Source organism: Streptomyces sp. NBC_00019 (genome assembly GCF_045041015.1).
GTDB lineage: Bacteria > Actinomycetota > Actinomycetes > Streptomycetales > Streptomycetaceae > Streptomyces.
In genome coordinates, this window is record NZ_CP108302.1 from 1480748 (window position 1) to 1502466 (window position 21719).

The following is a 21719-nucleotide window of genomic DNA, read 5'->3' on the forward strand; positions in this document are numbered from 1 at the left end:
CTGAATCCCGCTCGTGACGGACGGGAGGCCCAGGCGGTCAGGAACAGGAGGCTGAGGTGACCGGGACGACGGTGGCCGAGGTGATGGCCGAGCTGGCCGGGCTCGAGGACCCGAAGGCGCGCGAGGTCAACGAGAGACACGGTGACGATCACGGTGTGAACCTCGGCAAGCTGCGCGCGCTCGCGAAGCGGCTCAGGACACAGCGGGAACTCTCGCAGCGGCTCTGGGAGACCGGCGACACCGCGGCGAAGCTGCTGGCGACCCTGATCTGCCGCCCGAAGGCGTTCGAGCGTGACGAGCTGGACACCATGCTGCGCACGGCACGCACACCCAAGGTGCACGACTGGCTCGTGAACCACGTGGTGAAGAAGAACCCGCACTCCGAAGAACTGCGCCAGGCCTGGTTCACCGATCCGGATCCCGTGGTCGCGAGCGCCGGCTGGGCACTGACCACCGAGCGCGTCACGAAGAAGCCCGACGGCCTCGATCTCACGGGCTTGCTCGACATCATCGAAGCCGACATGAAGGACGCCCCGGACCGCCTGCAATGGGCAATGAACCACTGCCTCGCCCAGATCGGCATCGACCACCGGGCCCACCGCACCCGCGCCATCTCCATCGGCGAACACCTACAGGTCCTCAAGGACTACCCGACCTCCCCCGGCTGCACATCCCCGTTCGCCCCCGTCTGGATCTCCGAGATGGTGCGCCGCCAGGACGCCGAGTCGGGGGCTTGAAGCGGCTCAAGCGAACGCAGTCGCCTTCGGGCAGCCAGGCGCCGCATCCCGTCCCGCTTCGACGAACGTCCGCCCCGCTGCCGTGATATCGGTGTGCGAACCCGCCCGGGGCCGTGCCACAGTCGCTGCTGTGACCTTGATGGACGTCCTCGTCGACTTCGCCCGCACCGGCCGGATCGGACCGCTGCGCTGCGGGATGGCTTTGAGCGAGGCCGAGAACCTCCTCGGTCCTGGGCAGCCGCACCCCGCCATCCGCCTGCTGGGGCCCGACACCGACGGCTACCCGTACTTCTGGAACGGGCTGCAGCTTGAAGTCACCCGGCACGCGGTCAGCGGTATCTCGATCAGGCTCTCACCCGGCTCGGCCGCAGACCTTCCCTCTCTCGTCCTGCCCGAATCGCAGTCGTTCGAGGCCGGCGTGGTCCGCGAGGAACTGCTCACGGCCCTCGACACCGCAGGCTGTGAGCACCACCTCAACGACCGCCTCACCTTCGACCGGCAGTCCAGCATCCTCACCCGACCCGCCGGCGTCTGCGCGGTCTTCACCCTCCCGGGCCGGGGGAGCCGCGTGCTGCACCAGGACCGTCACTACCTCAGCGTGATGCACAAGCACGCAGCCTGACCGGGAAGCAGGCCAAACACCCTGCAACCAACGGAAACAAGGCCCGGATGTGTCGTTGTGCGGTCACGCCCCGGGCACATCTGCGCAGGGATGTCACACAGGCTGCACACACCCCTTCGAAAGCGTCGCTACCTTTGCTCGCGACTCGCTCCCCCGTGCGAAAAGTGAACACAGGAAGACCGCAGATGGACTACTGCTCCACATGCCGTCGGCATCTCAACGGTGCCCTGGTATGCCCCGGGTGCGGCGCCTACGCCCCGGACATCGCGCCCCTCACCGTCGGGACGACCGCACCGGCCCCCGACCCGGTCGCGCCGACGTGGCAATCCCCGAGCCACCTGTGGCACGACCAGGGTTCCGGTGCCGAGGAAGGCGGCGAGGCACCGCAGGAGCACCCGTACGACAGTCCGGACGCCCCGTCCCCCACGCCGACCGGCAGGGCGGCACGGCGGCGCCAGCGGGAACGCTGGAAGAAGACCCAGCGCAGGGCCCTGGTGGCCACCGCGGTCGCCCTGGTCGGCGGCGGTCTGACCGTCACCTCGATGGACCGCCAGTCCACGGACCGCACTCAGGCGGCCTCCGCGCCGGACAGGGAAGCCATGGGCATCGCGGAGGAGCAGGCCGCGGTACCGGTTCCGGCATCGGCGACGCCGGCCGACACGAACCGGTCCACGGGCACCTCGTCCACGAAGCGCTCGTCCGCTGCGAACGCACCCCACGAGCAGACGGCCACCACGCCCCAGGCCACGCCCACGACCGAGGCGGTCCAGCGGGACAGCGTCACGGATTCGCTGAACCCAGCGGTGTCCTCCGCCGGGTCACAGGCCGCCTCCACGGTGTCCGACACCACGGACTCGGCCACGCAGACGTCGACCTCGCCCACTCCCTCCGCCAACGACAGCACCGACACGTCGAGCACGGACACATCGGCGGCGACTCCCTCACCGTCCGAGTCCTCGTCGTCGACCTCGCCCTCGGGGCTCTGCCTGCTCGGGCTGGTCTGCATCAGCTGACCCCCGTTCACCTCGCTCGATCTCCGCATCGGGCTGCTGGTGCATCCTCGCGGCGTCCGCGGGGATGCGCCTGATCGGCGTGCACGCGTTCGTACGCGAAGTGCAGAAGGCGCGGCGCCACGGCCAGGTGCCGCAACGGCTGGGACCGGCCTATCACGTGGCGAGCGCGATACCCCTGCTGCAGGTCGCCGGCCTCGCGCTCCAACTGGACGTGGAGGCCGGGCTTACACTCCGGCCCCGAAGTATGTTGTCCCACCACATGTGCGCCTGACGTGCGGATTCCTACGGTGTTCCGACACGTACCCGTCCCCACCGCACACGAGGAAGTGGCGCACATGGCCTCCGCAGCACCCGCTCCACCGTCGCCGAACAACCTGAAGCGCATAGTCGCCGCCAGCCTCATCGGCACGACCATCGAGTGGTACGACGACTCATCCGATCGGAGCTAGGACCTGCGGATTTGCCTCCCGGGCAGCCTGAAAGTCAGCACCAGACCAGCACCGGCACCGAACCGCGCCGACTCACGGCTTCACTCGACGTAGTCGCGAGCTGTCGACGGCCCGTCCGGCGCACAGAACCACGCGGTATACGTCCGGGCTGCGCGGCGGGACATCGCCTGACCCGTGGATCCCGGGCGAGACAGGCCCGGAACGCCTCCCACGGCGACGCCGTCATGAGCCGTCGGCGGCACCTGTTCGCGGCTGTCGGTAGGGCCGCACCGCTCGGCGTGCAATGGCAAAACGGTGCGTCTCCGAAGGGCCGTCGTAGATCCGGAACGGCCGCACCTCCCTGAGCAGACGGGCCAGCGGGGCGTCGGCGGCCGAGATGCCGAGCGCTCCGCAGATCTGCACCGCCCGGTCGACCACCCGGTTCACCGCCTCCGCCACGAAGGTCTTGGACACGGAGGTGAGTTGCGAGGCGGCGGCGGAGCCGGTGTCCAACTCCCAGGCGGTACGGAGGATCAGCGCGCGGCTCGCCTCGATATCGATCTCGGAGTCGGCCAGCATCTGCTGGACCATGCCGAGGTCTCCCAGCACCGAGCCGAACGCGGTCCGGCTGCCCGCCCTCTCCAATGCGACGTCCTGGGCGCGGCGAGCGGCTCCCAGCCAGCGCATGCAGTGGGTCAGCCGGGCGGGACCCAGCCGGACCTGGGCGCCGTCGAAACCGCGGTCCACCGCGCCGAGCACCTGCTCCTCCCCCACCACGCACCCCTCGAAGACGATCTCGCTGTGCCCCGCGAAGAGCGACTCGTCCAGGGTCTCGATGGTCCGGACGATGCGCATGCCGGGGGTGTCGGCGTCGACCAGGAACATGGTGGCGCCGCCCGGGTCGCCGGGGCTGCCGGAGGTGCGGGCCATGACGATGGCGAAGCCGGCTCCGTCGGCCCCGGTGATGAACCACTTGTGGCCGTCGATGCGCCAGCCACCGGGAACCCGGGTCGCGGTGGTCCGCAGGGAGCGGGGATCGGCGCCCGCCCCGGGCGCCGGTTCGGTCATGGCGAAGCAGGACCGTGTCTCGCCTGCGGCGAGCGGCCGCAGGTACTTCTGCTTCTGCTCTTCGGTGGCCACCTTCTCCAGCAGGTGCATGTTGCCCTCGTCCGGGGCCGCGCAGTTCAGCGCCAGTGGTCCGAGCAGCGAGTAGCCCGCGGCTTCGAACACCACCGCCTGTCCGCGCAGGTCGAGCCCGTGTCCGCCCCACCGTGTCGGCACATGGGGAGCGAACACACCCGCCTCACGCGCACCTTTCTGCAGGGCTTCCCGCAGGGCCTCGGGAGCGTCGTGCACGGATCCGCCGCACTCACGCTCGGCCGGAATCACCACCTCGCGTACGAACTCGGCGGTGGACGCTGCGAGTTGGGCAACAGGCGGATCGACATCGAACTGGATGGGCACGGGACCTCCCGCCGACAGGCGTACGGGCATCGGCGCCCGTCGCGTCCTAGAAACTGTACAGCGTCTTCAGTATCTTGCCGGGAGGCACCCGGCGACGGGAAGACGACAGGAGAAAGCCATGAGCCTCCCCACGAGCGCCGAGCCGGTCCGGATCGTGCGCCACCCCGACGGTGTCGTCGAGCTGAGACTGGACGATCCCGGGCGGGGCAACGCCCTGGACCTCAGGACCTCGGAGGCACTGCGGGACACGACCGCCGAGGTGGCTGCGGACCCGGGCGGCGCGGTCCTGCTGCGGGCGGCGGGCGGCAGCTTCTGCGTAGGCGGTGACCTGCGCGCCTTCGCCGGTCGCGGCGCCGAGACCGGCGCTTATGTGCACGCCGTGGCGACCGCTGCGCACGCCGCAATACAGGCTCTGCACGACCTGCCGGTGCCCCTCGTGACCGCCGTGCGCGGCGCGGCCGCGGGCGGCGGGATCGGCCTCGCCCTCGTGGGCGACATCGTCCTGGCGGCGCGGTCCGCGCGCTTCCGGCTGGCGTACACGGCGATCGGGCTCACCCCGGACTGCGGGGCCTCATGGTTCCTGCCGCGCCTGGCAGGTCCCCGCCTGGCGGCGGACCTGATCCTCACCAACCGGGTCCTGACCGGCGACGACGCCGAACGGTTGGGCCTGGTCTCCCGGTCCGTGGACGACGGGCAACTGGACGACGCGGCCCGCCGGACCGCCGCCGGTCTGGCCGCCGGCGCCGGTGACGCGCTGCGCGCCGCGAAGGGCCTGCTGCGCGTCGGCGCCGGGGAGGAGTTGCGCCGTCACCTCGCCGAAGAGGCGCGGCTGATCGCCTTGCTGGCGGACGGCGGGGAGGCACAGGACCGTATGGCGTCGTTCCTCGCCGCCCGGGGCCGCTCGGAGGCGGGCGACAGCGGGACCGGGGCCAGGGAGCCCGAAAGTGTTTCTTGAATCCCTCTTCACTAACCCCCCACCCGGAGCGTAACCTCCGGGCAACACAGAACCGAGGAACCGGTCACCACTGAACCGGGGAAAAGGTGTGGCGATGCAATCTGCTGCCGTGGACCTTCCGGACGCTCCCGACGAGACCCTCACCGAAGCCGTCGTCGACCTCGTTCTGCGTGGCATGTGGCGCGGCCGGCCCGAGTCCGAGCACCGCTCCCTGGTCGACGCGGGGCTGGCGATGGTGAAGGGTCCGGTGGTGCTGCCGACCGAGCGTGCCAAGGCCACCGCCTCGCGGATCCTGCGGGTTGCCGCGGGATCCGAGCAGGAGGAGCGGATCACCGCGGCGTACGAGGCCTTCCTGCCGGTCAACCGGAAGATCCGCGACGTGTGCACGGCATGGCAGTGCCGCCCCGACGGCACCGCCAACGACCACTCCGACAGCGGCTACGACGCCGAGGTGCGCGAGTCGCTGGAAGACGTGCACGAGGCCATCCAGCCCGTGCTGCGCAGGCTGGAACGGGTGCTGGCGGGCAGCGGACGCTACCTCACGGCCCTGGAAGAAGCCCTCGACCACTTCGACGAGGGCGCTCTCGAATGGCTGGCCTCACCGCTGTGCGACTCGTACCACACCGTGTGGATGCGGCTGCACCAGGAGCTGCTGCTGGTTCTCGGCATCAGCCGGGCCCAGGACGAGGCCCGCGAAGAAGAGCTGGTCACAAGGAGCCGGGGTTGAGCGTCACCGACCGCGAGGCAGGCCCGCTCGCCCAGTCCGAGGCCTCCCGTACACCGTCCGAGACCCCCGGCCGGAGCCTGGTGCCCTACGGGCAGGGTCGGATCAGGGGCCTCGACGCCGCTGAACTGGGCGCGCACGGCGCGGCGATGGACCGGCTGGTGGCCCTCGGGCTGCCGGTCGTGCCGGGCATCACCGTACCTGCCGACGCCTCCGCGTCCCTGTGCGAACCCGACACCGCGAGATCCGCAGTCGAACTGGTCGAACAACTCTCGGGACGCCGGATCGGCGACCCGACCCGGCCGCTGCTGCTGCGCCTGTCGGCGAGTGCTCCGACCGAGATCGCCGGGCTACCGCCCGACCTTGCGTGTCTCGGCGTGACGCCCGGCAATGCGGGCGACCTGTGCGCCGTCATCGGTCGCGCGGAGGCACTGCACGAGGTGTGGACCGCCACCGTGCGGATGATCGCCGAGTACGCCCTCGACGTCCCGGGTGCGGTGCTCGACGACGCCCTCCTCGACACGCCCGAGCCGCGGGCACGGGTCGAAGCGCTGCTGTCGCTGGTGGCGCAGCACGGCTCCGAGCCCTTCCCCGACGACCCGGCAGAACAGCTCGCACTGGCCGCCCGCGCCCTCCTCTGCCGATGGGACTCGCCGCGTGCGAAAAGGTCCCGTCGAGCCCAGCGCCTCCCCGCCGATCTCGCCGTCGCCCTGCACGTGCAGGCGCTGCGCATCGGCCCGGCGGACCACTCGGGCCACGGCACGGCGGTCAGCCGGCACCCCGAGACCGGGCGCCTCTCCCCCCAGGGCTCCTTCTTCCGTGGGGTGCGCCGCAGCGCCCCGCCGCCCCACACCGGTGAACCGCTGGAGCGGCTCGCGGGGGGAAGCGCCCTGCTGGAGCACTCCCTGCTCACCCTGGAGCGTCATCTGCACGCGCCGGTGTCGGTCGACTTCGAAGTGCGCGACGACGAGATCTCCCTGCTCGCCGCCTCGGCGCAACTGCGCCCGCCGCTTCGGGCGTCGGTGTGCCTGGCCGCGGACCTGGCCCGGGACGGGGCGCTCGGCCGCGAGGAGGCCGTACGGCGCATCACCCCCGCGCAGGTGCAGGAACTGCTGCACCCCCAACTCCGGCTGACCGGCGGGGAGGAACTCCTGGTGAGGGGGCTGCCCGCATCCCCGGGAGCGGCGACCGGAGCGGTCGCGCTGTCCAGCGAGCGTGCCCTCGAACTGGCCGCGGACGGCACTCGGGTCGTGCTCGTGGCTGCCGAGACGAACCCGGCGGACGTCCCCGGGATGCTGGCCTCCGTCGCCGTGCTGACCGGCAGCGGCGGCATCGCCTCGCACGCCGCCGTGGTGGCGCGGGGCGCTGGCAAGCCCGCGGTGTGCGGCGCCGAGGGGCTGCGCGTGGACCGGGCCGCCGGGACGGTGCGGATCAGGGACCGGGTGCTGCGCGAGGGCGACCCCGTCTCTCTGGACGGCCGCACCGGCGCCGTCTACGCGGGGACGCTGAGCGTCAGTGTCGCCGGACCGCCGCCCGAACTGTCCACCCTGCTGGAGTGGGCGGACGGCATGCGCCGGCTGGGTGTGCGGGTCAACGCCGACACGGCCGCGGAGGTGAGCACCGCCGTCGCCCTGGGCGCGGAGGGTGTCGGGCTGTGCCGTACGGAACACCAGTTCCTCGGCGAGCGGCTGCCGCTGATCCGCCGGGTGATCCTGGCCGCTGACCCGACGGCCCGCGACGAGGCGCTGCTGGCGCTGGAGCACGCCCAGCACGAGGACTTCAGGGCTCTGCTGTCGGCGGTCGGAAACCGCCCGGTGACCGTGCGCCTGCTGGACGCCCCGCTGCACGAGTTCCTGCCCGCCCCCGGACAGGCCCGGGACGCGGCCGAGGAGCAGCGGGCCGCCGCGCTGCGCGAGGCGAACCCGATGCTCGGGCTGCGCGGAGTGCGGCTGGCGCTGCTGCACGAGCGGCTCTACCCGGCGCAGGCCGAGGCGCTCTTCACCGCCTGGGCCGATGTCGCCGCCACCGGAGTCCGCCCGGAGCTGGAGGTGATGATCCCGCTCGTCAGCCTGCCGGAGGAACTGGCCGCCGCGGCCGCGTACGTGCGCGGTGCCGCCGACGCGGTCGCCGCCCGGACCGGAGTGGAGGTCCCGTACCGGCTGGGCACGATGATCGAGACCCCGCGGGCCGCACTGCTGGCCGGCGAACTCGCCGAGCACGCCGAGTTCTTCTCCTTCGGCACCAACGACCTCACTCAGCTCACCTACGGATTCTCCCGGGACGACGTCGAGCGCCAGGTGCTCGCCAACTACCAGGAGCGCGGGTTCCTGACCGCCAGCCCGTTCGCCCGGCTCGACCCGCACGGGGTGGGCGCCCTGATCGACCTGGCGGCACAGCGGGCCCGGAGCGTACGGCCCGCCATCAAGCTGGGCGTGTGCGGCGAGCACGGCGGTGACGCGGAGTCGATCGCGTTCTGCGACGACCTGGGCCTCGACTACGTCTCGTGTTCCGCGCACCGCGTGCCGGTGGCCCGGATGGCGGCCGCGCACAGTGCCCTGCGGGAGCGGCGCGACGAGAGCGGGAGCACACGATGACGAGCACCATGACAGACGGCGCAGCGCTGTCGGACACCGAACTGGACGACCTGCGCGAGACAGTTCGGTCGGTGTGCGCGGACGCCGGCGGAACCGCCGCGGCACGCCGCATGTCCGAGCACTTCCCCGGCGTCGACGCCGAGTTGTGGGACACCCTCGGCCGACAAGTCGGCCTCGCGGCCCTCGGGCTGCCCGAGCCGGCCGGCGGCATCGGCGGGCTCGCCGAGATCGCCGTGGTCTGCGAGGAGTTGGGCAGGACGCTGGCGCCGGTACCGCTGCTGTCCTCCACCGTGCTGGCCGGCCAGGTGCTGGCCGGCTGCGGCACCGCCGACAGGGCACTGGCCGAATTGGCCGAGGGCACGGTGCACGCCCTGGCGGTGGCGGCCCCCGACGGAGCATGGCGGTCCGACGCCGTGCCGGTGGCCGTCTCCTGGCAGGGCAGCGTGCCGCTGCTCGACGGCACCGCGCCGTTCGTCCTCGACGGCGCCGACGCCGAAACGCTGGTGGTGGCCGCGGCCGGCGCCGACGGCGTGGACCTCTTCCTCGTCGACCCGCGCGAGCCGGGGGTCACGGTGCGCCGGGTGCCGACCCTGGACCTCAGCCGGGGCCAGGCGGTGGTCACCTTTTCCGACGCCCGGGCCCGGGCGCTGACCGCCGGAGGCGAGGGGGCGGACCTCGTCTCCCGCGCCCTGGACGTGGCCCTGGTGGCTCTGGCCGCCGAGCAACTGGGCGGAGCGCAGGCCGCGTTGGACATGACGGTGGCCCATGTGCGCGACCGTACCCAGTTCGGCAGGGCGATCGGCGGCTTCCAGGCGGTCAAGCACACCTGTGCCGACATGCTGCTCCAGGTCGAGGCCGCGCGGTCGGCCGTGGTGCGCGCGGTGCGGGCGGCCGGCTCGCCCGAGGCGCTGGCCGAGGCGGCTGCGGTGGCACAGGCGTGGTGCGGCGAGGCGTTCGTGTCCGTCGCCGCCGAGTGCGTGCAGCTGCACGGCGGCATGGGCTTCACCTGGGAGCACGACGCACACCTGTACTTCCGGCGCGCCCAGTCCGACGCCGTCCTGCTGGGCGGCGCCGCACACCATCGGGAACGGCTGGCCGGGCTGCTGGGCTGGTGACGTGGAAGGCGGAACGGCATGACCACCAGACTCATCGACGAGGTGTTGTTCGACAGAGGGGATCCACCGCGCCTCGCGGGCGCGCGCTGCTCCGGATGCGGCACCGTCGTCTTCCCCCGGCAGGACTCGTGCCCCAAGTGTTCGAACGGGGCCATGTCCACGCATGTGCTGCCGGTGAGCGGGCGCGTGTGGTCGTGGACACTCCAGGCCTTTGCGCCGAAGCCGCCGTACCGCCCGCCGTCCGGCGGCCACCGGCCGTACCACGTGGGCTATGTGGATCTCGGTGAGGTGCTGGTCGAGGCACTGCTGGCGGTTCCCCGCGCGGAGATACGGATCGGTCTGCCGGTGCGGCTCACCACGGTGCCCGCGTACCAGGACGAGGACGGGACCGAGGTTGTGACCTTCGCGTTCCGTCCGGACCTGGGCGGGGAGCGATGAGCCGGACCGACGAGGTGTACGTGGTCGGGTGCGGGATGCATCCCTTCGGCCGCGACGAGAGCTTCACCGGCATGGACATGGCCGAGCGTGCGATACGCGAGGCGCTGGCCGACGCCGGTGTCGCCTGGGAGGACATCGGCTACGCGGCCGGCGGCTCCGACGTGTCCGGCAAGCCCGACACGCTGGTGGGCCGCCTGGGCCTGACCGGTGTGCCCTTCGTCAATGTGCAGAACGGCTGCGCGACCGGCGCCTCCACCGTGCTCGCGGTGGCCAACGCGCTGCGCGCGGGCGAGGCCTCGCTCGGACTGGCGGTGGGGTTCGACAAGCACGAGCGGGGCGCGTTCCACGTCTCCGCGGCCCGCTACGGTCTGGGCGACTGGTACGCCGAAACCGGCATGATGCTCACCACACAGTTCTTCGCCCTCAAGACCCAGCGATACCTGTACGAGCACGGGATCTCGGAGCGGGCGCTGGCGATGGTCGCCGCGCGGGCCTTCCGCAACGGCTCGCACCACCCCCTGGCCTGGCGGCGCAAGCCGCTGACGGAACCGGAGATCCTAGACTCCGCCGAGGTCAGTCCCCCGCTCACCCAGTACATGTTCTGTTCCCCCGGTCAGGGCGCGGCCGCGCTGGTGCTGGCGCGCGGCGACCGCGCCTTCGACCTGTGCGAACGGCCGGTGAAGCTGGCGTCGTTGGCCTTCCGGACCCGGCGGTTCGGCTCGTTCGAGGTGTTTTCCCCCTGGCTGCCGCCGGGACCCCACCACAGCCCCAGCGTCGACGCCGCGGAGGCGGCCTTCCGCGCGGCAGGGGTGCGGCCCGCGGACGTGCAGGTCGCCCAGTTGCAGGACACCGACAGCGGCTCGGAGCTGATCCACCTGGCGGAGACCGGGCTGTGCGGTCACGGCGAGCAGGAGGAGCTGCTGTCCGCCGGGGAGACCGATCCGACGGGCCGGATACCGGTCAACACCGACGGCGGCTGCCTGGCCGGCGGAGAGCCCGTCGGCGCCTCCGGGCTGCGGCAGTTCCATGAAGTCGTACGGCAGTTGCAGAGCCGGGCGCCCGGTGTGCAGGTGCCGGGTGCCCCCCGGGTGGGCTTCACCCATGTGTACGGGGCGCCCGGGATCAGCGCGTGCTCGGTTCTGACGGTGTGAGAGGCGGCGGGCGAAGCATGCGGCACGGCGGGAGAACGGCGCTGGTGACCGGCGGGGCACGCGGCATCGGCCTGGAGATGTGCCGACAGCTCGCCGATCAGGGGCTGCGGGTTCTGGTCGGGGCACGAGGACGGGAGGCCGCCGAGGAGGCGTGCCGCGTCATCGGCCCGGCGGCGCTGGCCCTGGACGTGACGTCCGCGAAGAGCGTCACGCAAGCGGTCCGGGAGGCGACGGGGCTGACCGGTGGGATCGACGTGCTGGTGAACAACGCGGGCGTGTCCCTGGACCGGGAACTGCGGCCCCCGAACGTCGATGAGGACATCCTGCGGGCGACCCTGGACACGAACCTCACCGGCGCCTGGCGGGTTGCCGAGGCCGTCGTCCCGGGCATGGTGGAAGCCGGCTACGGGCGGGTCGTGAACGTCACCAGCTCCTACGGTTCGCTGGCGCTGACGGACTCCGGTCGGCACCCCGCCTACCGGATCTCCAAGACGGCGCTCAACGCCCTGACCCGTATGCTCGCCGCCGAGCTGTCCGGCACGGACGTACTGGTCAACGCCGCCGACCCCGGCTGGACCCGCAGCGGAAGGGGCGGACACCCCGGTCTGGCTGGCGCCCCTTCCCGAAGGCGACGAGACGACGGGCGGGCTGTTCGCCGACCGCAGGCCGCTGCCGTGGTGAACCGCCTCAGGTCCGGGATGGGGCCGGCCTCTCCTCGGCGCCGACGATGCGCAGCGCCAGCGCCCTGACCGCCTCCAGCACGGACCGGGAGGGCAACTGGGACAGCGGTCCGCCCTCCGCCCGCAGCGCCGTGACGAGCATGGTCGTGCTGATCAGTGTGCGGACCGCGAGGGCCTGCCCCGCGTGCCGGGCCTTCGCCGCCCGGGGGCTGCGAGTCGTGCCCTCGGGCAGATAGTCGTAGCCACGCTGGATGTGCCGCTGCTCGAACTCGTCCCGCAGCACCTTGACGCTGCCGTTGGCGGAGGCGACCTGGACCTGGTACAGACGGGCCTCGTCCGGGTTCTGCTCCACCCAGTCCCACACCGCGTCGATGACGCGGACCAGGCCCTCCGCATCACCCGGCTCGGACTCCGGACGCGCCGCCTCCACGACCGCGTTCAGCTGGTCGAAGACCCGTCGCATCGCGAGTTCGAGCAACTCCTCTTTGCCGTCGAAGTGGTAGTAGACGGCGGTGGGCACCACCTGTGCCTCGTCCGCGATGTCCTGGATGCTGGTCTCCGCGAATCCGTTGCGGCCGAACACCCGCACGGCGGCGGAGATGATGTGCTGCCGCCGCGAGGGCCGGTGGGCGGGCTGCTTGCCGTTCTTCGTGGTGGCCATCATGCTCCCTGCCGACTGCCGTGAACCCGCGTTCGTGGGCCCTGCGTACTGACCATTGTATCCAGTTACTAGTCCCGCCCGACGGCATAATTCCTGCTACACAAGCACCTCCGGAGCACCGGGCTCCCGGCATACTTGACACCATGACGACATCCGGAACCCGCGCCGCTCATCGTCCGTCGCGCAAGCAGTGGGTGATCGACGCAGCCACGGAGCTGTTCGCCACCCAGCCGCCGGACGAGGTGACGGTGGCCGACATCGCCGCTCGTGCGGAGATGACCTCGGCAGCGGTGTACTACCACTTCTCCTCCAAGGACCAGGTCCTGGCGGAGGGGATGCGGGTGTTCGCCGCCGCGCTGCGCGAGCAGTTGCAGGCACTCACTCAGGCCCACGAACCCGGCTCGGACATCGGCGCGGCGATCACCTCGCTGCTGGCCTGGCTGGGCGAACACCGGTCCGCCGCCACCGTCTTCTTCGTGTCGTCGGCCGGCATGAGCCAGGATGCGGAGGCACTGCGCCAGGAGAGCCGTACCGAACTGCTGGACGAACTGGTGCGGCTGGTCCGCAAGGCCGACGGGCCGGTCTCCGACGCCGAGGCGGCGGTGATCGGCCTGGGCCTGCTGGCGCTGCTCGAGACCGCGGCGATCTCGCAGGTCCGGGGTGACGACGTCTACCGGTCTCTGGGGCACCGCTCCTTCGTCCGCGAGGTCGGCAACCTCGCGGAGCGGATCGCCGACCCGGCCACATAGGCCACGGATCACACCAGCAGGCGGAGGGGCTTGCTCAACAACTCACCTACGGTGCGCAGATATTCGGCGGCGGGTGCCCCGTCGACGGCACGGTGGTCGAAGGTGAGGCTGAGGGTGAGCACCCGCGTGCGCAGTGGCCGGTCGTCCACCCACTCGACGCCGTCCCTGAGCCGGCCCACGCCGAGGATGGCGACGTTGCCGGGGTTGATCACGGGGGTGAAGAAGTCGACGCCGTATCCGCCGAGCGAGGTGACCGTGAAGGTGGCCCCTTCCAGCTGCGCGGGCGAGATCCGCCCTTCGCGGGCAGCCTGGGCCAGTGACCTCGACCGGCGGGCGACCTCGGGCAGTGGCAGCGCCACGGCGTCCTCGATCACGGGGACCATCAGGCCGCCCGGAACGGCCACCGCGAAGCCCAGGTGGACCTCGTCGAGCAGATGGATGGCGTCCTCCCGCACCGTCGCGTTGAGCAGCGGGTGCTCGCGCAGGGCCAGGGCCGCGGCCTTCAGCAGGAAGTCGTTGATGCTGGGGACCGGCAGATCGCTGTCGGCCCACTCCTCCTTGAGCCGGTCCCGCAGGGACACCACGGCGTCCATCCGTACCTCGTAGCCGTGCGTCAGCTGTGCCATCTCCTGGAGGCTGGCGTGCATCCTGCGGGCGATGGTGCCGCGCATCCCGGTGAGTGGGATGACCTTGCTGGGACGAGCGGGAGTGGCTTCGGGTACCGGAGTGACGCCATCCAGATCCGCCCTGCGGATCCGGCCGCCGGGCCCGGTGCCGTTCACCTCGGAGAGATCGATGCCCCGCTCCTTCGCCAGCTTGCGGACCAGCGGTGAGGCGGGGGTGTCGCCCGACGGGACGAGGGTGACGAGGTCGCCGGGCACGGCCGCGAGGAAGTCCTCCACGTCCTCGGAGACGATCCGTCCGCCGGGACCGGTGCCCCGTACGGCGGTGAGGTCGACGTCGGCAGCCGCGGCGACCCTCCGGGCGTTCGGAGAGGACAGAAGCCGGTCACCGACGCCCTTCTCACCTGTGCCGTTCACGGAGGGCGCCGCGCCGGCGTCGGGAGCGGGCGCAGTGGTCCCCGACCCGACCGGCGTGGGCGTGCCCGCCGGGTCCGGTGGCTGTTCGCCCTCGGCCAGCAGCCAGCCGATGAGGGCCCCGGCCGGGACGGTGGCCCCGGCCGCGACCACCGGGTGGAACAGTCCCCCGGCCTCCGCCTCGACGTCCACGTCGACCTTGTCGGTGGCCAGCCGCAGCAGGGCGTCGCCCTCCGCGACGGCGGCGCCGGTGGGCACGAGCCATTCGTCGATCGTGCCTTCCTGCATGGTCAGGCCGATCTTCGGCAGCAGAACCTCGACCGCCACGTCGGTCACGACCTTTCGAGGAGACGCCGGCAGCCCTGGGCGATCCGGGTGCGATCGGGGACGTATGCCTTCTCCAGGACCGGGGAGAAGGGGACGGGCGAAAAGGGGGCGCCGATGCGCAGCACCGGCGCGTCCAGGTGGTCGAAGGCTGCGTCCTGGATCTGGGCGGCGATCTCCGCGCCGAGCCCGCCGAAGGTGACGGCCTCGTGCACCACGAGCACCCGGTTGGTGCGGCGGACGGAGGCGAACATCGTCTCGGTGTCCAGGGGCTGCACGGTGCGTGGGTCGATCACCTCGATCTCGACGCCCTCGGCCGCGAGTTCGTCGGCCGCCGCGAGGGCCTCCCCCACCATGCGGCCCAGGGCGATCACGGTGACATCGCTGCCCTGGCGCGCGATGTGCGCCTGACCCAGCGGGATGCCGTAGATCTCCTCGGGCACCTCGCTGGTGCTGCCGAGCAGGACCTTGTTGAGCATGACGACGACCGGGTTGTCGTCCCGGATGGCCGAGACCGTGAGGCCCTTGGCGGTGTACGCGTCGCACGGCATGACGACCTTGAGGCCGGGCACGTGGGCCAGCCAGGCCTCCAGGCTCTGGCTGTGCTGGGCCGCGGCGCCGAGGCCGGCTCCGGAGGCGGTGGTGATGGTGAGCGGCACGGACAGCGCGCCGCCGAACATGTACTTCATCTTGGCTGCCTGGTTGACGATCTGGTCGAGGCAGACGCCGATGAAGTCCATGAACATGAGGTCGACGACGGGGCGCAGGCCCCGGGCGGCGGCGCCCACACCGAGGCCGACGAGGGCGGCTTCGGAGATCGGGGTGTCGATCATGCGGCGGGGGCCGAACTCGTCGAGCAGGTTGTCGAACATGCGGAAGACGCCGCCGTATCCGGCCACGTCCTCGCCGGCGACGAAGACGTTCTCGTCCTCGCGCATGGCCTGGGCGAGTCCCTCGTTGAAGGCCTTGACGTAGGTCAGTTTGCGGGCCGCGGCGTTCGGGGCGACGGCCGGTGCTTCGGTGGTGGTGGTCATGGCGGTCATCCCGAGTAGACGTTGAGCAGCAGGTCGGCGGGGTCGGGCAGTGGGCTGGTCTCGGCGTACGCGATGGCCTCGGCGATCTCGTCGCGGGTGCGCTGCCATACGTCGTCCAGCTCCGCGCGGGTCGCGGCGCGGTCGGCGACGGCCCGGGTCTCCAGCAGGTCGATGGGGTCGCGGGCCTTCCACTCGGCGACCTCCTCGTCCGAGCGGTACGGGTGCCGGAGGCCCTTGACGCCCTGATGGTCGAAGTAGCGGTAGGTCTTGGCCTCGATCATCATCGGGCCCTCGCCGGCCCGGGCCCGTTCGACGGCGTCGGCGGCGGCGCGATGGACGGCGAGCGCGTCCATGCCGTCGACGATCACGCTGGGCATGCCGTAGGCGGCGGCCCGCTCGGCCACGTCGTTGATCAACATGTGCTTCGACTGTGGCGTGAATTCGGCGTAGCCGTTGTTCTCGCACACGAAGACGACGGGCAGGCCGAGGATCGCGGCCATGTTGGCGCCCTCGTGGAAGGCGCCGATGTTGGTGGCGCCGTCGCCGAAGAAGGTCACGGCGACGCTGTCCTCGCCCTTGTACCGGGCGGCGAAGGCGGCACCCACGGCGATCGGTACGCCCGCCCCGACGATGCCGTTGGCGCCGAGCATGCCGCGGGTGAGGTCGTTGATGTGCATGCTGCCGCCGCGGCCGAGGCAGGCGCCGGTGACCCGCCCGTACAGCTCGGCGTACATCTCGCGGAGGCCGACGCCCTTGGCCACGGCGTGCCCGTGGCCCCGGTGGGTGGAGGTGATCTGGTCGTCGTCGCGCAGGGCCGCCATCACGCCGGCGGCCACGGCTTCCTGGCCGACATACAGGTGCAGGAAGCCGGGCAGCTTGCCAGCCTCCATGAGTTTGCCCGCCTCGGTCTCGAACAGCCGGATGCGCACCATGCGCTCGTGCAGATCCCTGATGACCTGCGCGGATACCTGGTGTGCGGCCACATCGGCCGACTTCTTCTGAGCCATCGTCCGCCCCTTCGCCCGAGGGAGGTGTGCCACGGAAGTGGACTTTCTAGTATCGCTCTACAGTAACCAGCGCCACGCACCTTACTGAAGAGGTTCTCTAATTACTACGCCCCGGACCCGACTCTTCGCCCCGGTCGTCCACCAGCTCCACCGCATTGCCCTCCGGATCCGTCCAGAAGGTGATCCGCCGACCGTGCGCGCGGACGACGACCGGGTCCGACAGGGGCCTGGCGCCCGCAGCCCTCAGTGCGGCCACCACGGGGTCCACGTCGTCAACACGGAAGGTGAGATACGACAGCCCCGCACGTCCGGCCAGCGGATGCGCCACGAGGGCCGGCACCGCGGGCGACGAGGGAAGAATCAGCTTGACGCACCCCCCGGAGGGCACCTGCAGCCAGACGACGTCCAGCTCGCCGCCCAGTCCGGCCGGGCCGCCGACGGCCACCGGTACGCGCGAGCGGCGCACGGGGCGACAACCGATCACGTCGCGGTAGAAGCGCTCCATCGACCCCAAGTCCCGCACCACCAGGCCCACCTCGAACGGTCGGACCATGACCATCGCACCCACCCCTACGGGAGACCGAGCCGCAACTTCGCCACTTTCTATTGACAGACCACACTAAGTCCTGTTGCAGTTTCGGACACAGCCCAGCTGTCGCATTCCGAAGCCGGTCTCGGCTCGCGGCTGGGAGGATTGTGAGGACATCGTGGTCCAGACCAGTTCGCCGGAGATCCGGGAGACAGACGCCGACCGCAACCCGCCCTCGGCCCCCGCATACTCCTCGTGGATCAGCCAGGACCGGTCCACCGACGCCGCATCCCTGACGATGCGGCGGGAGGCCGCCGAACTCGTCGAGCGCGTGATGGCGCACTACCGCGCCAACACGACGCACGAGGCGGACGGCCAGTGGACGGAACCCGTCGCCAACTACCTCGACGCCGACCGCTGGCAACGCGAGACGGACGCCGTCCACCGGAGCGTCCCGCTGCCACTCGCCATGTCCTGCGAGCTGCCCGGTCCGAACACCTACAAGGCGATCGACGTGCTCGGCATCCCCGTGCTGATCACCCGGGACCGCCAGGGCGCCGTGCACGCGATGATCAACGCCTGCCGGCACCGGGGGGCCAAGCTCCTCGAGCCCGGCTGCGGGGTGTCGAGGCGGCTCACCTGCCCGTACCACTCGTGGTCGTACGACCTGGCCGGCGAACTGCGGGGGGTCTACGCCGAGAAGACCTTCGGCGACGTTCCACGCGAGGGGCGCAGCCTGGTCAGACTTCCGGCCGGGGAGCGGGCGGGGATCGTCTTCGTCTCGCTGGACCCGGCGGCCAAGCCCGACCTGGACGCCTGGCTGGGCGATCTGCAGCCGCTCCTCGAGGGTATGCGGCTGGCGGAGTGCCACCACTACGCCACCAGCGAGCTGACCAGTCCCAACTGGAAGGTCACCCTCGACGGATATCTGGAGACGTACCACTTCGCCTCGCTGCACCCGAAGACGGTGTTCGAGACGAACCTCTCCAACATGATGGCCCACGACACCTGGGGCCCCCACCAGCGCATCGCACCGGCCCTGCGCCCCATCGCGCAGGCGGTCGAACTGCCCCCGGACCAGCGCGATCCGGGCGACTGCGTCGGGCCCATCTACTGGCTCTTCCCGGGCCTCGCGATCGCCGGCGGCTGGCGCCAGAAGATCGCCGTCTCCCTGGTGCTCCCCCGGACGGCCACCGAGTCGGTGACCCAGCAGATCATCCTGCTGCGGGAACCGGCGGTCACCGAGGAGGAGCGCCAGGCCGCCGACCAATTCGGCGAGTGGTTCCACGAGGTGGTCCGCGACGAGGACTACGCGACCACCTACGGAGTCCAGCAGGGTCTCAAGGCCCTCGACGGGACCGATTTCGTCTTCGGACGCAACGAGCCCGGACTCCAGCACTTGCACCGCACCATCCACCAACACCTGGAAGACGGCACCCACGCCGCCAGAGCCACCAGGTGACGAACCAACAACACTCGCGGGAGAACAGCATGGTGGCTACGGGCAGCCTCGACGGACGTGTCGCAGTGATCACGGGCAGCACGCGCAGCATCGGCCGCGCCATCGCCGAGGCCTTCGTGGCCGACGGCGCCACGGTCGTCATCAGCGGCCGATCCGAGATCAAGGGCAAGCAGGCCCTGGAGGAGATGGGCGCCGGGGACCGGGCCGTCTTCCACCCCTGCGACGCCAACAGCCAGGAGGACATCGAGGGCCTCGCCGACTTCGCCGCCGAACGCTTCGGCCGGCTCGACATCTGGGTCAACAACGTCGGCGGCAGCTCCGGCTTCGCCCCCATCCACCAGCTCAGCGACGAGGCGTGGCACGACGCCCTCAAGCTGAACGTCAACGGCTACTTCTACGGCACCCGCCGGGCGCTGCCGAAGATGCTGGAGCACGGCTGGGGCCGCGTCATCAACATCTCCTCCGTCGAGGGCAAGCAGGCCAACAAGCCGGGGATCAGCCACTACATCACCAACAAGCACGCGATCCACGGCCTCACCAAGGCGACCGCCTTCGAGTACGGCACCCAGGGCATCACCTGCAACGCCATCTGCCCCGGCGCCGTCGACACCGACCTGATGCGCGCCGCGGGGCCGGCCGCTGCCGAGGCCGAAGGCATCAGCTACGAGGAGTGGCTGAGCCGCTTCGCCGAGCACGCCGCCACCAAGAAGATCACCACGGTGGAGCAGATCGCGGCGGTCTCCTCGCTGCTCGCGAGCGAGGCCGGGGCAGGAATCACCGGCGCACTGATCAGTGTCGACGGCGGAACGGCGCAGTGGTAGGCGCGGGTACGGACAGCGGGAGATTTCGGCCATGAAGAGCTGGATCACGGACTGGCAGCGCAGTGAGCGGCTGCCGCACTACACCCGCGCCAACGCGGGCGAGACCCTGCCGGAACCCGCCAGCCCGCTGGGCTGGACCCTGGTGTGGGGGCAGGGCCTGCAGGGCTGGCGTCGCGGCTTCGTCGGGTTCGGCATCTACCGCGAGGAGGAGGTGGCCGGCCCCCGACCGCCGTTCGTCGGCATGTTCGGCGGCCACTTCTACCTCAACCTGTCCCACATGCGGCTGTTCGGCATCCGTATGGGCCAGACGGCGGACCAGATCGACGCTGCCTTCGTCGGACAGCGCTCCGACACTCCGGTGTACGTGGCGCACCCGGACGACCAGGACGAGGAGCTGACCACCAAGGCGGGCGGGACGCTTCAGCGGATGCTCGGCCAGAGCGGCTTCCCGGAGGCCGACGCCGACCGGCAGCGTTTGCGGGCACTGCGGCGCTCGCGGCCCGACCTGACGCGGCTGTCCGAGGCCGAACTGGTGGCGTACGCACGGTCGTTGCTGGACGAGGTGGAGACGACCTTCCAGCGGCACGTCGAGTCCTCGCTGCCCGCGTCCGTGGGACCGGCGATCCTCGGCCCGCTGTGCGCGAGCGTGGACCGCCCCGGCGCCATGCTCGACCTGATCGGCGGTCTCGGCGGCGTCGACTCCGCGTCCCCCTCGACCGGGCTGTGGACACTGTCCCGCCAGGTGGCGGCCTCGGCCGAACTGAGCGCGCTGTTCGACCGGGGTCCGGCCGCCGTGGGGCAGGCCCTCGACGGGGCGACCGGCGACGTGAAGACGTTCCGCGACGCCTTCGAGGAGTTCCTGGCCGAATCCGGCGACCGCGGCCCCAACGAGTGGGACATCCACGCGCTGTCCTGGGAGGCGGCGCCCGTCCAGGCACTGGCCCTGGTCGACCGGATCCGCCACAGTCCCGACGACGACTCCCCCGCCGCCCGCCGGACACGTCTGACCGAACAGCGCGAGCAGACGGCGCAGGAGATCCGGGCCGCGCTGCCCGAGGAGACACAGCCCATGTTCGACGCCGGCATGCACGCCTCCCAGGTGTGGATCCCGGCCCGCGAACGCACCAAGGCGAACTGCGTCACCGTCATCAACGAGATCCGCATAACCGTACGGGAGCTCGGTCGCCGCGGCGTCGAGGCGGGCCTCTTCGCCCGGCCCGAGGACGTGATGATGCTGCTGGACACCGAGCTCGACGACTATGTCGCCGCCCCGGAGTCCTTCGGTCCCGTCATCGCGCGGCGGCTCGAGGAGTACGCCGCCCTGCACGACCTGGAACCGCCGTTCTTCGTCGCGGACGACGCGCAGACCGACATCGGCACCTGGCCGCGACGCGCCGAGGAGCGGACACAGGCGGCCGGCGAGGGTGATGTCCTCGGCGGTGTGGGCGGCAGCCACGGCACCTACACCGGCAGGGTGCGGGTGGTCACCGACCCGGCCTCGTGCGAGGCGCTGGAGCCCGGGGAGGTGCTGGTCGCACCGATCACGGACGCGGCCTGGACCCCGCTGTTCCTGGTCGCCGGAGCCGCCGTGGTGGACGTGGGCGCGCTCAACAGCCACGCCGTGGTGGTCTGCCGCGAACTGGGCATCCCGGCAGTCATCTCCGTCGAGGGCGGGACACAGCGCCTGCGGGACGGAATGGTGATCACGGTCGACGGTGACCAGGGGACCGTCACCGTGGACAGCGTCCCGGCGCCGCTGGGCATCTGAAGCACCGCGGGCCCGTCGCTCTCCTGCACCGGGGCGGCGGGCCCGCGGGCACGACCGCGAAAGGAATCCCGTGGCTGAGGAAATCATCGTCGCCGGCTGGATGGACTACGAGCCCGACGACCGCGCCGGCATGCTGAAGGCCCTCGTCGAGCTGGGCCGGCATACCCGCGAGCAGGAACCCGGCTGTCTGGACTATGCCATGACCGCCGATCCCACCGACGAGCGGCGTATCCGGGTGTACGAGCACTGGACCTCCCGGCAGGCCCTGGACGAGCACTTCTCCACCCCGCACATCAAGGACTTCCGGGCGGCCGTGGCGGGGCTGACCCGAGTCGGGGTCTCCCTGACGGCCCACACCGTCGCCGCGTCAAACCCCATGCGCTGAAACGGCGCCCCCGCCCGGGGG

Annotated in this window: 22 protein-coding genes; 14 read left to right on the forward strand and 8 right to left on the reverse strand. The window is 71.4% G+C overall.

Annotation, left to right across the window (positions count from 1 at the left end):
* Positions 1–83: 83 nt before the first annotated feature.
* Both OHU89_RS07275 and OHU89_RS07280 read left to right on the forward strand, forming a co-directional pair.
* On the forward strand, positions 84–737 hold the full coding sequence (locus OHU89_RS07275) for a DNA alkylation repair protein (RefSeq protein ID WP_405654357.1): 654 nt from the start codon (positions 84–86) through the stop codon (positions 735–737).
* A gap of 130 nt (positions 738–867) precedes the next feature.
* On the forward strand, positions 868–1359 hold the full coding sequence (locus OHU89_RS07280; protein ID WP_405641006.1) for a hypothetical protein: 492 nt from the start codon (positions 868–870) through the stop codon (positions 1357–1359).
* A 250-nt stretch (positions 1360–1609) separates the two neighbouring features.
* Here the strand turns inward: OHU89_RS07280 and OHU89_RS07285 are convergent, their stop codons facing one another.
* The 3 genes from OHU89_RS07285 to OHU89_RS07295 form a co-directional block, all read right to left on the reverse strand.
* A complete protein-coding gene (locus OHU89_RS07285) occupies positions 1610–1927 on the reverse strand; it encodes a hypothetical protein (protein WP_405641008.1) in 318 nt (105 codons plus the stop codon).
* A complete protein-coding gene (locus OHU89_RS07290; RefSeq protein WP_405641010.1) occupies positions 1928–2365 on the reverse strand; it encodes a hypothetical protein in 438 nt (145 codons plus the stop codon).
* A 678-nt stretch (positions 2366–3043) separates the two neighbouring features.
* On the reverse strand, positions 3044–4264 hold the full coding sequence (locus OHU89_RS07295) for an acyl-CoA dehydrogenase family protein (protein ID WP_266896186.1): 1221 nt from the start codon (positions 4262–4264) through the stop codon (positions 3044–3046).
* A 118-nt stretch (positions 4265–4382) separates the two neighbouring features.
* On the opposite strand from OHU89_RS07295, the gene OHU89_RS07300 reads away from it, so the two are divergent.
* The 7 genes from OHU89_RS07300 to OHU89_RS07330 all read left to right on the forward strand — a co-directional run bounded on the left by OHU89_RS07300 (position 4383) and on the right by OHU89_RS07330 (position 11990).
* A complete protein-coding gene (locus OHU89_RS07300; protein WP_266896184.1) occupies positions 4383–5219 on the forward strand; it encodes an enoyl-CoA hydratase/isomerase family protein in 837 nt (278 codons plus the stop codon).
* 94 nt (positions 5220–5313) lie between these two features.
* Positions 5314–5946, forward strand: a complete 633-nt coding sequence (locus OHU89_RS07305; RefSeq protein WP_266896182.1) for a hypothetical protein — start codon at positions 5314–5316, stop codon at positions 5944–5946.
* The gene (locus OHU89_RS07310; RefSeq protein ID WP_405641013.1) at positions 5943–8537 is read left to right on the forward strand and encodes a putative PEP-binding protein; all 2595 of its coding nucleotides are present in this window, start codon (positions 5943–5945) and stop codon (positions 8535–8537) included. The genes OHU89_RS07305 and OHU89_RS07310 overlap by 4 nt, the downstream gene beginning before the upstream one ends.
* Before the next feature lie 8 nt (positions 8538–8545).
* Complete coding sequence (locus OHU89_RS07315; RefSeq protein WP_267017657.1) at positions 8546–9652, forward strand: acyl-CoA dehydrogenase family protein; 1107 nt, start codon at positions 8546–8548, stop codon at positions 9650–9652.
* A gap of 18 nt (positions 9653–9670) precedes the next feature.
* Positions 9671–10090, forward strand: coding sequence for a Zn-ribbon domain-containing OB-fold protein (locus tag OHU89_RS07320; RefSeq protein ID WP_266896176.1), 420 nt, complete (start codon positions 9671–9673; stop codon positions 10088–10090).
* Complete coding sequence (locus OHU89_RS07325; protein WP_267017658.1) at positions 10087–11241, forward strand: thiolase family protein; 1155 nt, start codon at positions 10087–10089, stop codon at positions 11239–11241. The genes OHU89_RS07320 and OHU89_RS07325 overlap by 4 nt, the downstream gene beginning before the upstream one ends.
* A 44-nt stretch (positions 11242–11285) precedes the next feature.
* A complete protein-coding gene (locus OHU89_RS07330) occupies positions 11286–11990 on the forward strand; it encodes an SDR family NAD(P)-dependent oxidoreductase (protein WP_405641015.1) in 705 nt (234 codons plus the stop codon).
* On the opposite strand, the gene OHU89_RS07335 is transcribed toward OHU89_RS07330, so the two are convergent.
* Positions 11929–12585: a TetR/AcrR family transcriptional regulator gene (locus tag OHU89_RS07335; protein WP_361298361.1), complete on the reverse strand. Its 657-nt coding sequence runs from the start codon at positions 12583–12585 to the stop codon at positions 11929–11931. The two genes, OHU89_RS07330 and OHU89_RS07335, sit on opposite strands and share 62 nt — an antisense overlap.
* Before the next feature lie 140 nt (positions 12586–12725).
* On the opposite strand from OHU89_RS07335, the gene OHU89_RS07340 reads away from it, so the two are divergent.
* Complete coding sequence (locus tag OHU89_RS07340) at positions 12726–13331, forward strand: TetR/AcrR family transcriptional regulator (protein ID WP_266896168.1); 606 nt, start codon at positions 12726–12728, stop codon at positions 13329–13331.
* Positions 13332–13339: 8 nt separating this feature from the next.
* On the opposite strand, the gene OHU89_RS07345 is transcribed toward OHU89_RS07340, so the two are convergent.
* The 4 genes from OHU89_RS07345 to OHU89_RS07360 all read right to left on the reverse strand — a co-directional run bounded on the left by OHU89_RS07345 (position 13340) and on the right by OHU89_RS07360 (position 17286).
* Positions 13340–14695 (reverse strand): 2-oxo acid dehydrogenase subunit E2, encoded by a 1356-nt coding sequence (locus OHU89_RS07345; RefSeq protein ID WP_405641017.1) that lies wholly within the window; start codon positions 14693–14695, stop codon positions 13340–13342.
* Positions 14696–14700: 5 nt separating this feature from the next.
* Positions 14701–15726: an alpha-ketoacid dehydrogenase subunit beta gene (locus OHU89_RS07350; RefSeq protein WP_266896164.1), complete on the reverse strand. Its 1026-nt coding sequence runs from the start codon at positions 15724–15726 to the stop codon at positions 14701–14703.
* Positions 15727–15731: 5 nt separating this feature from the next.
* A complete protein-coding gene (locus OHU89_RS07355) occupies positions 15732–16733 on the reverse strand; it encodes a thiamine pyrophosphate-dependent dehydrogenase E1 component subunit alpha (RefSeq protein WP_266896160.1) in 1002 nt (333 codons plus the stop codon).
* A 97-nt stretch (positions 16734–16830) separates the two neighbouring features.
* Positions 16831–17286 carry a VOC family protein gene (locus OHU89_RS07360; protein ID WP_405641020.1) on the reverse strand — a complete coding sequence of 152 codons (456 nt, stop codon included), beginning with the start codon at positions 17284–17286 and terminating at the stop codon, positions 16831–16833.
* Between the two features lie 154 nt (positions 17287–17440).
* On the opposite strand from OHU89_RS07360, the gene OHU89_RS07365 reads away from it, so the two are divergent.
* The 4 genes from OHU89_RS07365 (at position 17441) to OHU89_RS07380 (ending at position 21698) form a co-directional block, all read left to right on the forward strand.
* On the forward strand, positions 17441–18724 hold the full coding sequence (locus OHU89_RS07365) for an aromatic ring-hydroxylating dioxygenase subunit alpha (protein WP_405641021.1): 1284 nt from the start codon (positions 17441–17443) through the stop codon (positions 18722–18724).
* A gap of 29 nt (positions 18725–18753) precedes the next feature.
* The gene (locus OHU89_RS07370; RefSeq protein WP_266896154.1) at positions 18754–19545 is read left to right on the forward strand and encodes an SDR family NAD(P)-dependent oxidoreductase; all 792 of its coding nucleotides are present in this window, start codon (positions 18754–18756) and stop codon (positions 19543–19545) included.
* A 31-nt stretch (positions 19546–19576) separates the two neighbouring features.
* The gene (locus tag OHU89_RS07375) at positions 19577–21313 is read left to right on the forward strand and encodes a PEP-utilizing enzyme (RefSeq protein ID WP_405641023.1); all 1737 of its coding nucleotides are present in this window, start codon (positions 19577–19579) and stop codon (positions 21311–21313) included.
* Between the two features lie 70 nt (positions 21314–21383).
* The gene (locus OHU89_RS07380; RefSeq protein WP_266896150.1) at positions 21384–21698 is read left to right on the forward strand and encodes a putative quinol monooxygenase; all 315 of its coding nucleotides are present in this window, start codon (positions 21384–21386) and stop codon (positions 21696–21698) included.
* Positions 21699–21719 lie beyond the last annotated feature (21 nt).

Coding starts and splice junctions, on each gene's coding strand:
- OHU89_RS07275 (WP_405654357.1), top strand. CDS start 84: ATGGCCGAGCTGGCCGGGCTCGAGGACCCGAAGGCGCGCGAGGTCAAC.
- OHU89_RS07290 (WP_405641010.1), bottom strand. CDS start 2,365: ATGCAGACCAGCCCGAGCAGGCAGAGCCCCGAGGGCGAGGTCGACGAC.
- OHU89_RS07300 (WP_266896184.1), top strand. CDS start 4,383: ATGAGCCTCCCCACGAGCGCCGAGCCGGTCCGGATCGTGCGCCACCCC.
- OHU89_RS07305 (WP_266896182.1), top strand. CDS start 5,314: ATGCAATCTGCTGCCGTGGACCTTCCGGACGCTCCCGACGAGACCCTC.
- OHU89_RS07315 (WP_267017657.1), top strand. CDS start 8,546: ATGACAGACGGCGCAGCGCTGTCGGACACCGAACTGGACGACCTGCGC.
- OHU89_RS07320 (WP_266896176.1), top strand. CDS start 9,671: ATGACCACCAGACTCATCGACGAGGTGTTGTTCGACAGAGGGGATCCA.
- OHU89_RS07325 (WP_267017658.1), top strand. CDS start 10,087: ATGAGCCGGACCGACGAGGTGTACGTGGTCGGGTGCGGGATGCATCCC.
- OHU89_RS07335 (WP_361298361.1), bottom strand. CDS start 12,585: ATGATGGCCACCACGAAGAACGGCAAGCAGCCCGCCCACCGGCCCTCG.
- OHU89_RS07340 (WP_266896168.1), top strand. CDS start 12,726: ATGACGACATCCGGAACCCGCGCCGCTCATCGTCCGTCGCGCAAGCAG.
- OHU89_RS07350 (WP_266896164.1), bottom strand. CDS start 15,726: ATGACCACCACCACCGAAGCACCGGCCGTCGCCCCGAACGCCGCGGCC.
- OHU89_RS07355 (WP_266896160.1), bottom strand. CDS start 16,733: ATGGCTCAGAAGAAGTCGGCCGATGTGGCCGCACACCAGGTATCCGCG.
- OHU89_RS07360 (WP_405641020.1), bottom strand. CDS start 17,286: ATGGTCCGACCGTTCGAGGTGGGCCTGGTGGTGCGGGACTTGGGGTCG.
- OHU89_RS07370 (WP_266896154.1), top strand. CDS start 18,754: ATGGTGGCTACGGGCAGCCTCGACGGACGTGTCGCAGTGATCACGGGC.
- OHU89_RS07375 (WP_405641023.1), top strand. CDS start 19,577: ATGAAGAGCTGGATCACGGACTGGCAGCGCAGTGAGCGGCTGCCGCAC.